Origin of the sequence: Corynebacterium sp. ACRPJ, assembly GCF_022347345.1 — a bacterium.
GTDB lineage: Bacteria > Actinomycetota > Actinomycetes > Mycobacteriales > Mycobacteriaceae > Corynebacterium > Corynebacterium tuberculostearicum_D.
The window spans coordinates 1-12837 of record NZ_JAKRNC010000006.1 but is presented as its reverse complement, the minus strand read 5'-3'; the positions used below and the strand labels follow the sequence as shown (position 1 = coordinate 12837).

Genomic DNA, 12837 nt, shown 5'->3' with positions numbered 1-12837 from the left:
TGACCCGTATCATGTAGGCAGACTCTTTGGCGAGTGACGCATGCGCTCGTGCAAAGGCCGCACTAAAGTCGAATAAACGACCATTTTAAAGCAGAGAAATGAGGCGAATACCTGCCGTGAGCACATCGAATATCTTCGGCCCCAATGCGTGGCTGATAGACGAGCAGTTCCAGCAGTACTCCAAGGACCCTAACTCCGTAGATAAGGAGTGGCGCGACTACTTCGAGGCAAACGGCGCGCCTAAGTCTAAGGCCCCAGCCAAGGAGGCCGCGAAGAAGCCGTCTAAGCCTGCCGCGAAGAAGACTGAGGGTACTACTACCGCCCGCAAGCAGGAGGCCCGCGAGACTAACGTGGATAAATCCGTGGCCAAGGCGCAGGAAAAGTCCGCTAAGGCCAAGCAGTCCGTGAAGAAGTCCGAGTCCCCGCTCGACCGCATCGCGGATTATAAGGGCGGCGAGGAGCGCCAGCTCAAGGGCATGTTCAAGGCCATTGCGAAGAACATGGAAGAATCCCTGGAGATTCCTACCGCTACCACCGTGCGCGATATGCCGGTCAAGCTCATGTGGGAAAACCGCTCCATGATCAATGACCACCTCAAGCGCACCCGCGGTGGCAAGATCTCCTTTACCCACATCATCGGCTACGCCATGGTTAAGGCCGTTCAGCTGCACCCAGACATGAACGTGCGCTACGAGGAAAAGGATGGCAAGCCATATGTCATCCAGCCGGAGCACATTAACCTGGGCCTGGCCATTGACCTGCCGCAGAAGGATGGTTCCCGCGCATTGGTCGTCGCCGCCATCAAGGAGTGCGAGACCAAGTCCTTCTCCGAGTTCGTTGAGGCCTACGAGGACATCGTTACCCGTTCTCGCAAGAACAAGCTCACCATGGATGATTTCTCTGGTGTGACCATTAACCTCACCAACCCAGGCGGCATCGGCACCCGCCACTCCATCGCCCGCCTGACTAAGGGCGCCGGCTCCATCATCGGCGTGGGCTCTATGGATTACCCGGCCGAGTTCGCTGGCGCTTCCGCGGACCGCTTGGCGGACCTGGGCGTCGGCCGCCTGGTTACCCTGACCTCCACCTATGACCACCGCGTCATCCAGGGTGCAGAGTCCGGCGAATTCTTGCGCACCATTGGCCAGCTGCTTGTCGACGGCGCCTTTTGGGACGACCTCTTCTCCTCCATGGGCGTGCCTTATGAGCCGTTCCGTTGGGCACAGGACGTGCCGAACTCCGGCGTGGACAAGAACACCCGCGTCATGCAGCTCATCGAGTCCTACCGCTCCCGCGGCCACCTGCTGGCCGATACCAACCCGCTGGGCTGGGTACAGCCGGGCCTGCCTAACCCGGACCACCGCGACCTCGACATCGCGACCCACGGCCTGACCATCTGGGACTTGGACCGCACCTTCAATGTCGGTGGCTTTGGCGGCAAGGAGCAGATGACCCTGCGCGAGGTGCTCTCTCGCCTGCGCGCCGCCTACACCTTGAAGGTCGGCTCCGAATACACCCACATCCTGGACCGCGATGAGCGCGGCTGGCTGCAGGACCGCCTGGAGGCGGGTATGCCGAAGCCGACCAACGCGGAGCAGAAGTACATCCTGCAGAAGGTCAATGCCGCCGAAGCATTCGAGAACTTCCTGCAGACCAAGTACGTGGGCCAGAAGCGCTTCTCCCTCGAGGGCGCCGAGACCCTTATCCCGCTGCTGGATTCCATCATTGATACCGCCGCCGGCCAGGATCTGGACGAGGTCGTCATCGGCATGCCGCACCGCGGCCGCCTGAACGTCCTTTTCAATATCGTGGGCAAGCCACTGGCCGATATCTTCGGCGAGTTCGACGGCAACTACAAGGGCGGCCAGCTCGGCGGCTCTGGTGACGTGAAGTACCACCTGGGTTCCGAGGGCCACCACCTGCAGATGTTTGGCGATGGAGAAATCAAGGTCACCCTTGCTGCCAACCCATCCCACCTCGAGGCCGTGGATCCGGTCATGGAGGGCATCGCCCGCGCTAAGCAGGACATCTTGGACAAGGGCCCAGAGGGCCACACCGTTGTTCCGGTCATGCTCCATGGTGATGCTTCCTTCACCGGCCTGGGCATTGTTCAGGAGACCATCAACCTGTCTCAGCTGCGCGGTTACACTAACGGCGGCACCGTCCACATCGTGGTTAACAACCAGGTGGGCTTCACCACCACCCCGGACTCCGGCCGCTCTACCCACTACGCCACCGACCTGGCCAAGGGCTTCGACTGCCCGGTCTTCCACGTCAACGGCGATGACCCAGAGGCAGTTGTCTGGGTTGGTCAGATGGCAGCCGAGTACCGCCGCCAGTTTGGCAAGGACGTCTTCATTGACCTCATGGTCTACCGCCTGCGCGGTCACAACGAGGCCGATGACCCGTCCATGACCCAGCCAGAGCTCTACTCCGTCATCGACGAGCACAAGGCAGTGCGCGAGCACTACACCAACGACCTCATCGGCCGTGGTGACCTTTCCGCTGAGGACGCCGAGGCAGCCGCTCGCGACTTCCACGACCAGATGGAATCCGTCTTTGCTGAGCACAAGGAAGCCGGCAAGGCTCGCCCGAAGGAACAGACTGGTATCACCTCCTCCCAGGAGCTCACCCGCGGCCTGGATACCTCGATTACCGCCGAGGAACTCGCTGAGCTGGGTGCCGCCTATGGCAACCCACCAGAGGACTTCGAATACCACAAGCGCGTGGGCAAGGTAGCCAAGGAGCGCGAGAAGTCCTCCCGCGAGGGCGGCATCGACTGGGGCTGGGGCGAGCTCATCGCCTTCGGTTCCCTGGCCGGCGAAGGCAAGGTCGTCCGCCTGGCCGGTGAGGATTCCCGCCGCGGCACCTTCACCCAGCGCCACGCCGTCACCTTCGACCCGCGCAACGGCAACGAGTACAACCCGATGCACGCCATCGCCACCTCCAAGGGCAACGGCGGCAAGTTCATGGTTTATAACTCCGCGCTGACCGAGTTCGCTGGAATGGGCTTCGAGTACGGTTACACCGTGGGCAACCCAGACGCCCTCGTGGCCTGGGAGGCACAGTTCGGTGACTTCGCCAACGGCGCCCAGACCATCATCGACGAGTACATCTCCTCCGGTGAGGCTAAGTGGGGTCAGCTGTCCAGCCTGGTGCTCCTCCTGCCACACGGCTATGAGGGCCAGGGCCCGGACCACTCCTCCGCCCGCATCGAGCGCTACCTACAGCTGTGCGCTGAGGGCTCCATGACCGTGGCTCAGCCTTCCACCCCGGCTAGCCACTTCCACCTGCTGCGCCGCCAGGCACTCGGTGAGATGAAGCGCCCGCTGGTCGTCTTCACCCCGAAGTCCATGCTGCGTAACAAGGCGGCCACCTCCGCCGTGGAAGACTTCACCGAGGTCAAGCGCTTCCAGTCCGTTATCAATGACCCGAACTACGTCGACATCGACGGCAATAAGGTCGGCGATACCGACAAGGTCAAGACCATCATGCTGGTCTCCGGCAAGCTGTACTGGGATCTGGAGAAGAAGCGTGAGGCCGATGGTCGCGATGACATCGCCATCGTCCGCGTGGAAATGCTCCACCCGATTCCGTTCAACCGCCTGCGCGAGGCATTCGAGGCTTACCCGAATGCCACCCAGGTTCGCTTCGTTCAGGACGAGCCGGCCAACCAGGGCCCATGGCCGTTCTACAACGAGCACCTGCGCACCCTGATTCCGGATATGCCGGAGCTGGTTCGCGTTTCCCGCCGTGCTCAGTCCTCGACTGCCACCGGTAACGCCAAGGTGCACCAGATTGAGCAGAAGAACCTGCTGGAAGAGGCCTTCGACATCTAGTCGCCTCTGCCCCGTTTAAACCCCAGTGAGGACCTCCTCACTGGGGTTTATTCATGCCGACACCAGCATTAGTAAAGCTTCTGTTCTTGCTTCTGCCGGAGCACTTCCTCGGCGTTCTTGCCCTCTCACGTCTTTTCTCATCTCCGATTCCTTCGCGCTCACCAGCGGAACACTATTGTCTTGGCGGTCGCTTTCCCATGAGCGCCAAGGGAGCGGGTTAAGAATTAGCGCGCTTACTCGATATGTCCAATCGTGTCGCGGATGCTTGTCACTCAAACCCGGGAGCAATGAAAAGCACTAGCGTCGGTATTCACCGGCCCAGAATGGTTCCATATCGAGTCACACGTGTCCTTGATCCTGTGGAGGTGTAGGTCTGCCGGTTGCTAACCATCAGGAGCTCCAAGTTGCCAACAAGCCCGGGAAGCTCAAACAAACCTGCCAACGTTCGAATATTAAGAACCAGTGAGATTCGACCCGCCGGAAGAATCGGAGTCGCCTTCTTCATGGGCGATGTCGCCACCGGAGGAATTCATCCAGGAGCGTACGACCTTCTCCGCGCTGGAGTCGTCGTTTTCTACCTCTTCGACCATGTCAGAGAGGTCTTTTTGGGTAATGAACTTAGTCAGCGAGGCCACGGCTTGGCGCTCTTCGCGGTCGAAAAGATCGTCTTGATAGAGCACCACGAAATTTTCTGGCAACTCGGGCTCAGCGTCCTCGCAGCCGCTGGCACCGGAAGGCTCGACCGTGGTGGTATCCGTGGGCAAGCTCGACATGAGCGCAATGTGGGTGCGGGCCAGGTAGTCCTCACCCCCGGGCTCAGAGGATTTCTGTGCCTTTTTGTAATCCTTAGAAATCGCCCGCGCCTCACCGGGGTTAAGGATATTGAGGAACGCGCCGGTGCAGCCCACATAGAAATTGCCGCCCGGGTTCATGGAACGCCCACCCTTGGTGTCTTGGAAGATGTCTTCCTTCACAATGGACGCCTCGCGGCCCTGCCCCATCAGCTCCTGGCGGAAGATTTCCGCAAGGACAAGCTGGTCGGTCTCATTGGTATCCACCAAAATGCCAATGGGCTCGCTCTGGGGACTCTCGGCAAAGGGGTTGGTATCGAACTGGGAAGAGCAGCCGGAAAGCAGCGTTGCGGACAGCACCACACCGACAATGGCGCGGGCGGGACGGGCAAAGCTGCGCATAGCGATACTCTTCTCCTTTTTGGTTAGCGGCGCGTGAGCGTCTAGCTGATTCTACACCGAGGGCGTGTTTACCTCCTGTTGCGGCGTGACTAAGATGGCAAGGGTTATGTCTAGCGTTATTACTGAATCCGCCGTACGCGAGGCACTCTCCCGCGTCGAAGACCCCGAAATCGGCCGCCCCATCACCGAACTCAACATGGTGAAGTCCGTTACCGTCACCGGTAATGACGTGGCCGTGGAAATCTACCTCACCATCGCTGGCTGCCCCATGAAATCCACCATCGAGTCCAATACCCGCGCTGCGGTAGAGGATATCGAGGGCGTTGGAAACGTCACGGTGACGATGGAAGCCATGAGCGACGAGCAGCGCCGCGAGCTGAAGAAGAAGCTGCGCGGTGGCCAAGCCGAGCCGGAAATCCCGTTTGCTAAGCCAGATTCCACCACTCGCGTTTTCGCGGTGGCCTCCGGTAAGGGCGGCGTAGGCAAGTCCTCCATGACCGTCAACCTTGCCGCGGCATTGGTCCAGAAGGGCCTCAAGGTTGGCATCGTGGACGCCGATATTTACGGCCACTCCGTACCCAACCTGCTGGGCTGCACCGACGGCCCCACCGTGCTCGATGATGAGATGCTGCTGCCGCCGATTTCTCATGGCATTAAGCACATTTCCATCGGTCAGTTTGTGGAGGGTAATGCCCCGGTAGTCTGGCGCGGGCCTATGCTCCACCGCGCTCTGCAGCAATTCCTGGCTGACGTTTTTTGGGGCGACCTCGACGTCCTGCTCTTGGATTTGCCACCGGGCACTGGCGACGTCGCCCTGTCCGTAGCCCAGCTCATTCCCAATGCAGAGCTACTCATTGTCACCACCCCGCAAGCCGCGGCCGCCGAGGTGGCAGAGCGCGCCGGTTCCATCTCCCAGCAGACCCGCCAGCGCGTGGCCGGCGTAATTGAAAACATGGGTGCCATGGTGATGCCGGATGGCTCCACCATGGATGTCTTTGGCACCGGCGGCGGACAGATTGTGGCCGATCGCCTAGGCGTCATCTTGGGCCATGAGGTGCCGCTGCTGGCTTCCGTGCCGCTGGATCCCACCTTGCGCAGCGGTGGCGATGCCGGCACGCCGATTGTCCTCGATTCCCCCGAGTCCCCCGCCGCCCAACAGATCCAGACGGTGGCCGATAAGCTTGCCATCCGCTCCGATTCCCTGGTGGGCAAAAACCTCAACTTGGGCGTGAACTAACGCCTTAGGTTACATCGCCCCACAAGCCGCCGCCGGTGGATTCTTCCCCATCGCGCGGCGGCTTTTTCTCTGGCGTGGGCTGCTCCGTCGGCTGGGAGGCTTCGGTGTGTTGCTGCGGCTGAGACTGCGGCTGGGGCTCTGGCTGCGGCTGCTCGGCATAGACCTGGGAGTAGTCGAAGCTCGGGCGGCGCTGCTGCTGCGGTTGAGGCTGCGGCTGCTCCTCCGGCTCCTGTGGAGCGGTAGCGGTCTTGACGTTTTCTGCCATTTTCTTGGGGTTGAAATCGTCCCAGGCGGAATCGTCGCCGTCGAAAAGCGCCTTGGTGATTGCGCCCTTCGGGCCGAGGCGCGTCCACTGGGCGGCTTGGGTGAGCGGGCCGCGGATATCATCGAATTCCGAAGTAATCGACCCCATCTCGCCATTGAGCTCCGCTTTGGCGTTATTGATGGCCTTGCGCGCCGCGTAGATGGCCGCGCGCACGTCCTTAATCACCTCGGGCATGCGCTCCGGGCCGATGACGATGATGCCCAAGAGTACGATGACGAAAATCTCGGGCCAACCAATGGAAGAAAACACGGTTAAATACTAGTCCCTCACTCTTAGCCGCGCTGATTGTGCTTGATTGCGCGAACCACCATCTCCACCTTGTCCAAAAAATCCTGCTGCGGCCGGTGCACGGGCGTTGCCGCATCCGGCCCGGGCGCAACCTCTTCGGTGGCAATGCCCGCGAGCTTTGCCAGCAGGGATTGCGGCGCCTTGACCTTAGCGGAATCCGCGCAGTGGCGAACCCACTCTGAGGCATGGCGCTGCTGATGTACATCCGCGCGGCACTCGGCGCAGTGCACCAAGTGGATGCGCACGCGGTGCATGAATTTCGGCTCCATCTCCCCGTCTACGAAGGCAACGACAGCCTCTGGGCCAAGGTGCCCGATGGTATCGCTGCGCCGCGCCTTGGCTTTCGCCTTATCGCGGGCTTTGGCCTGGGCGGCATCGAATCCGCCGCGCACGCTCAGCGTGGACACGGTCCGGCGTCCTCGCAGCGAGTCCATCGACACCCTCCTCCACTAGTTGCTTGGCCTTCCGTAACACGGAAAGTCCCCGCCGGCAGCGGGGACTATGCAGTTTCTTTAAAGTTTAGCGCGCGGTGCTTTAACGCGTGCGCAGCAGCATGCGGGTTTCCGCATTGGTTTGCGCCTCTTTTTCGAGCGCCGCGCGCAGTTGGGAACGGCCGCGGTGGATGCGGGAGCGCACCGTACCCATCTTGACGCCCAGGGTCTCCGCAATCTCGTCATAGCTCATACCAACCACATCACACAGCACCACGGCCACGCGGAAATCGGGAGCCAGGCCATCGAGCGCGGATTGCAGCGCTGGGTCCAGGTTGGCCACGGTATAGGCCTGCTCCGGCGTCATATCCGTGCCGGGCACGCGCTCATAATCCTCCGGCAGGGCCTCCATGCGGATCTTGGAGCGATGGCGGACCATGTCCAAGAAGAGGTTGGTGGTAATACGGTGCAGCCAGCCTTCAAACGTACCCGCCTGGTATTTATCCAGGGAGCGGAAGACACGCATGAAGGTTTCCTGAGTGAGGTCTTCTGCATCGTGCTGGTTGCCGGAGAGGCGATACGCCAAGCGGTAGACGCCATCGGCATGCTCGGCCACCAGGTCACCCCAGGCGGGCATGTCGGCTTCACCGGCATCGAACGCCGCGGTACCGGTCAACTCCACCTCAGGGGTGGCGGGCTGAAGGGATTCGGCATCGCGCTTCGTTGTTGTCATGCATGTCATCTTTCTACACTTCAAGGTGAAACTCCAGCCACAGTGCTGATAATTTCCTGTGAGTCCGTCACATTATCCCCACCCACCACAACCTCGCTGGCTAGGCGCGTTTTTGCCACATTTGCGGGCACTTTTCCCTAAGGTTTATTACGTGACTACTACCGCATATGAAGCACTGCGTTCTTATATCGAGACCACCAGCGAGCCCTCCGCGGCCCTGCGTGGCGCGCGCGACCACGCCGATGAGTACGGTCTGCCCGTTCCAGATGAATCAACGGGCCAGCTGCTCACCACGCTGACGGCCGCCTCGTCCGGCTCTACCGAACGCCCCCAGTCCGTGGCGATCACCCCGGCCGCCAATGTGGTAGGCCTCTACCTGCTTGCCGGCATGCCCGATAATGGCATCTTGACCTGCATCGACCCCGAGGCGGAGCACCAGCGCAGCGCCAAGACCGCCTTCCGCGAGGCGGGCTATGCACCTTCACGCGGCCGCTTCCTGCCGTCTCGCCCACTCGAGGTCATGGGCCGGCTGGCTAATGATGCCTACCAGGTCATCTACGCCGACGTCGCCGCGCTCGAGCTCCCCGCCATCATCAAGGCCGCGTGGCCACTGCTGCACCAAGGCGGCACCCTGGTCCTGGCTAATTCTTTGCTCGATGGCACGCTTGCCGACGCCTCCCGGACCGACCGCGACACCGCCGCTGCCCGCGAAGCAGACGAGTACCTGCGCGAGCTCGAGGGCGCGAACGTCACCCGCTTGCCACTGGGGTCCGGGCTCACCGTTGTAACGAAGCTTTAGACCTTCTGGTTTTTGCCGACGACAACCACGCCGCCGTCAGAAACCTTGAAGCGCTCCTCATCGCGCTCGCGGTCCACGCCGATAATTGCGCCATCGCTGACGACGACGTTCTTATCGAGGATCGCGCGGCGCACCACGGCACCCCGTCCGATGCGCACGCCCGGCAGGATGACCGATCCTTCGACCGTGGCGCCATCGGCCACGTGGACGTCAGACGCCAGCACGGAATTGCGCACCGTGCCGCCGGAGACGATGCAACCCGGCGCCACCATCGAGGACTGCGCGATGCCATTTTGCACGAACTTCGCCGGTGGGAAATTGGAGTCATCCGTGGAGTGAATCGGCCAATTCCGGTTATAGAGGTTGAAGATCGGGTGCACCGAAATCATGTCCATGTGCGCTTCATAGAAGGAATCGATGGTGCCCACGTCGCGCCAGTAGCCGTGATCGCGCTCGGTAGATCCCGGCACCTCATTGGCCATGAAGTCATAGACGTGTGCCTGCCCGCGCTCCACAAAGTACGGAATAATATCGCCGCCCATATCGTGGGCGGAGTCCTCGTTCTTTTCGTCCTCCAAGAGGGCGTCAATAAGCGCCTGCGCCGTAAAGACATAGTTGCCCATCGAGGCATAGCTCATATTCGGATCATCCGGCGTAGCCGGTGGGTCCGCAGGCTTTTCCACGAACTCCGTGATGGTTCCCATGCCGTCGGCCTGGATGCATCCGAACGCCGTTGCCTCCGAGCGCGGCACGCGAATGCCGGCCACCGAGCAATCTAGCCCTGTGGCGATGTGCTCTTCTACCATCTGCGCCGGATCCATGCGGTAGACGTGGTCTGCGCCGAAAACGATGACGTAGTCCGGCTTCTCGTCATAGATGAGGTTAAGCGACTGCACAATGGCATCCGCCGAACCGTTGTACCACCGCTTGCCGCGGCGCTGCTGGGCAGGCACCGAGGCAATGTACTGCGGCGTCGGCCCCGCCAAATTCCATGCCTGGGAAATGTGGCGGTCTAGGGAGTGGGATTTGTACTGCGTCAGCACCGCAATCTTGAGGTAGCCGGCGTTGACCAGATTGGACAGGACAAAATCAATGAGGCGGTAGGACCCGCCAAAAGGCACGGCGGGCTTAGCGCGGTCTTCGGTCAGGGGAAAAAGGCGCTTTCCCTCGCCGCCGGCTAGGACGATGGCTAGGACATTTGGCAGGCTTCTCACGTTTCCAAACCTAACCGCAAATCCCACATTTCGCAGCAGATATATGCACATTTCTACCCCCATCCCGTATTTCTGCACGCGGCACCAGAGATACGTATTCTGGGTGGGCATGAGAGCCGGAATCTTTTCCAAAGAATACCCGCCGGAAATCTACGGCGGGGCCGGAGTTCACGTAGCTGAACTCACCCGTTTTATGCGCGATATCATCGATGTCTCCGTGCACTGCATGGGCTCCCCGCGCGAAGAAGAAGACGTCTTTGTCCACGGCGTAGACCCCGCACTCGAGGGTGCCAATGGCGCGCTTAAGACCTTGTCCACCGGGCTTCGCATGGCCGATGCCGCCTCTGATATCGACATCGCCCATTCCCACACGTGGTACACGGGCCTCGCCGGCCATCTTTCCGCCCAGCTCTACGATATTCCGCACGTGGTCACCGCCCACTCGCTGGAGCCGCACCGCCCGTGGAAGCGCGAGCAGCTCGGCGGCGGCTATGACGTTTCCTCTTGGTCTGAGAAGAACGCCATGGAATATGCCGACGCCGTCATCGCCGTCTCCGCCGGCATGAAGGACTCCATCCTGGATGCCTACCCGCGCATCGACGCCTCCAAAGTCCACGTCGTCCTCAACGGCATCGACACCGAGCTGTGGCAGCCGCGAGAGGGGGATGTGTTGGACAAGCTGGGCGTCGATAAGCAACGCCCCATCGTTGCCTTTGTCGGCCGCATTACCCGGCAAAAAGGCGTAAAGCACCTGTTGCAGGCGGCGCAGAAATTCGACCCGGATATCCAGCTGGTGCTGTGTGCTGGCGCGCCCGATACGCCCGAAATCGCGGCGGAGACCGAGGCGCTGGTAGATGAGCTGCGCGCCCAGCGCGATGGCATTTTCTGGGTCAAGGACATGCTCCCGCGCAACGAGGTCCAGCAGATTTACTCCGGCGCAGATGTGTTTGTCTGCCCGTCCATCTACGAGCCGCTCGGCATCGTCAACCTGGAAGCTATGGCCTGCGGCACGGCCGTCGTCGCCTCCAACGTAGGCGGCATTCCAGAGGTCGTGGTCGATGGCGAGACCGGTGTGCTGGTGCCCTACGACGCCGCCGCTACCGCCGCCTTCGAAGCCGACCTCGCCGCCGCCGTCAATGACATCGCCGCCAATAAAGAGCGCGCCGCCAATTTTGGCCGCGCCGGCCGCGAGCGCGCCATCCGCGATTTCTCTTGGGCTACCATTGCCGCCCAGACCGTCGATATCTACCGCAGCTTGATTTAAGGAAGGATAGCCGTGACAACTCACCGCCCCGAACTGCATTTTGTCCCCGAAGACGGCGTCCTCGACGCCCCCGCTGGTATCCTGCGCGACGGCGATACCTGGCACCTGTTCTACCAGTACCGCCCCACCGCGGACTCCCCTGCCCGCTGGGGACACACCTACTCCGAAGAGTCTCCCTTTGACTGGTTGGACTGCGACGATGTCCTCGCGCCCGTTGGCGGCGAGCTCTCCCTGCGCGCAGGTTCCGTAGCCCAAGGCCCGGACGATATCCACCTCTACTTCACCTCCGTGACCGCCGCCGGTATCGCCGTTCACCTCGCCCGCTACGCCGACGTGGACGAAATCTGCGAGGTCTCCGATGACCCCCAGGCCCTCGACGCGAATGTCGTACGATTCGGCGAAGTCGTAGGCAATACCCGCAACTTCGATCACTTCCGCTCCCCCTCCGTGGTGCCCGATTGGGCCTCCGAGGACCGCGATGACGGCCACGACGGTTGGCTCATGCTCGCGCTCACCGGCCACTCCGACGCCCCGGTTCCCGTCATCCTCGAATCGGCCGATGGCGTGTCTTGGCGGCTGCGCGGCAGCCTCAAGTTCGACGGCGACCCTGGCTTCCTCGAAGGCGAGGTCCCCGCTACCTCGCCCATCCCGCCGGTCGTCTCGCCGCGCTTGGTCCGCCTGCGCGATGAGGTCGACGGCAATATCTACGACGTCCTCTTCGTCACCCTAGAGCGCGGCGGCCGCGACGTCTCCGGCTACCTCGTCGGCCGGCTGGAGGGCACTACTTTTACCGTGGTCTCCGGCTTCCGCCGCGTAGACTTCGGCCACGACTTCTCCCGTCCGCGCAATACCAATACGACCACCGGCACTCTCACCCCAGAGCAGCGCTACGAGCGGGCCGTCATCGTCGGCCTCCTCAACGGCAACGGCCGCGGCGACGACGCCACCAAGCACGCTTCCTGGGAGGCCGAAGGCTGGGCCAATGCCCTGTCCCTGCCCCGCCGAGTCACCCTCGAGGGCGGCGTCCTCTACCAAGCACCCGCCCGCGGCCTGCCCGATGCCGTCAAGCTCTCCGATTACGCCCGTTCCTGGACCGGCGTCATGGAGGTCCCTTCCGGTTCCTGTGTGACTGTCACGCTTCTCGACGGCGCCGGTGACCCCGCCGCCACCATCTGCCACTCCGGCGATGACATCAGCCTCGATCGCTCCATGAACAAGGCCTTCGACCACTGTTTCGCCGATTCCGAGCCCGCCACCGCCACGCTTGCCGAAGGCGACTCCGATACCCTCACCATCATCCAAGACGGCTCCACCGTTGAGGTATTCGTCGACGGCGGTCTCATCGCCATGGCCTCCCGCGTCTACTTCGAAGGCGGCTGCTCCGGCCTGCGAGTCGAGACTTCCGGCGATGCCGTCATCGAACAGGACTGGCAGCGCTCCGGCTCCAAGCTTTAATCCGCCAGGCTCTCAACGCCGGCCTGCCCCTCCTCACCTAACCCGTCCCTCCCCTGCCC

10 protein-coding genes are annotated in these 12837 nt (G+C 61.9%); 5 read left to right on the top strand and 5 right to left on the bottom strand.

Going from position 1 to position 12837, the window contains the following annotated elements:
* Positions 1 to 98 precede the first annotated feature (98 nt).
* Entirely contained in the window at positions 99 to 3839 is a 3741-nt protein-coding gene (locus tag MHY08_RS05400) for a multifunctional oxoglutarate decarboxylase/oxoglutarate dehydrogenase thiamine pyrophosphate-binding subunit/dihydrolipoyllysine-residue succinyltransferase subunit (protein ID WP_239235710.1), read from the top strand.
* 452 nt (positions 3840 to 4291) lie between these two features.
* Here the strand turns inward: MHY08_RS05400 and MHY08_RS05395 are convergent, their stop codons facing one another.
* Positions 4292 to 5032, bottom strand: coding sequence for a hypothetical protein (locus tag MHY08_RS05395; protein ID WP_239235708.1), 741 nt, complete (start codon positions 5030 to 5032; stop codon positions 4292 to 4294).
* Between the two features lie 106 nt (positions 5033 to 5138).
* Here MHY08_RS05395 and MHY08_RS05390 point away from each other — a divergent pair, with 106 nt between their 5' ends.
* Entirely contained in the window at positions 5139 to 6269 is a 1131-nt protein-coding gene (locus MHY08_RS05390) for an Mrp/NBP35 family ATP-binding protein (protein ID WP_239235707.1), read from the top strand.
* Between the two features lie 4 nt (positions 6270 to 6273).
* On the opposite strand, the gene MHY08_RS05385 is transcribed toward MHY08_RS05390, so the two are convergent.
* From MHY08_RS05385 to sigE, 3 genes are all read right to left on the bottom strand, one after another.
* On the bottom strand, positions 6274 to 6843 hold the full coding sequence (locus MHY08_RS05385; protein ID WP_239235706.1) for a twin-arginine translocase TatA/TatE family subunit: 570 nt from the start codon (positions 6841 to 6843) through the stop codon (positions 6274 to 6276).
* 23 nt (positions 6844 to 6866) lie between these two features.
* Complete coding sequence (locus MHY08_RS05380; protein WP_034668126.1) at positions 6867 to 7316, bottom strand: anti-sigma factor; 450 nt, start codon at positions 7314 to 7316, stop codon at positions 6867 to 6869.
* A gap of 100 nt (positions 7317 to 7416) precedes the next feature.
* Complete coding sequence (gene sigE, locus MHY08_RS05375) at positions 7417 to 8046, bottom strand: RNA polymerase sigma factor SigE (protein WP_204609529.1); 630 nt, start codon at positions 8044 to 8046, stop codon at positions 7417 to 7419.
* A gap of 151 nt (positions 8047 to 8197) precedes the next feature.
* Between sigE and MHY08_RS05370 the strand changes: the two genes are divergently transcribed.
* Positions 8198 to 8845, top strand: a complete 648-nt coding sequence (locus MHY08_RS05370; RefSeq protein ID WP_204609531.1) for an O-methyltransferase — start codon at positions 8198 to 8200, stop codon at positions 8843 to 8845.
* Here the strand turns inward: MHY08_RS05370 and glgC are convergent.
* Positions 8842 to 10059 carry a glucose-1-phosphate adenylyltransferase gene (gene glgC, locus MHY08_RS05365; RefSeq protein ID WP_204609533.1) on the bottom strand — a complete coding sequence of 406 codons (1218 nt, stop codon included), beginning with the start codon at positions 10057 to 10059 and terminating at the stop codon, positions 8842 to 8844. The genes MHY08_RS05370 and glgC overlap by 4 nt on opposite strands.
* A gap of 109 nt (positions 10060 to 10168) precedes the next feature.
* On the opposite strand from glgC, the gene glgA reads away from it, so the two are divergent.
* The gene (gene glgA / locus MHY08_RS05360; RefSeq protein WP_239235705.1) at positions 10169 to 11323 is read left to right on the top strand and encodes a glycogen synthase; all 1155 of its coding nucleotides are present in this window, start codon (positions 10169 to 10171) and stop codon (positions 11321 to 11323) included.
* A 12-nt stretch (positions 11324 to 11335) separates the two neighbouring features.
* A complete protein-coding gene (locus MHY08_RS05355; protein ID WP_239228041.1) occupies positions 11336 to 12778 on the top strand; it encodes a GH32 C-terminal domain-containing protein in 1443 nt (480 codons plus the stop codon).
* Positions 12779 to 12837: the final 59 nt, after the last annotated feature.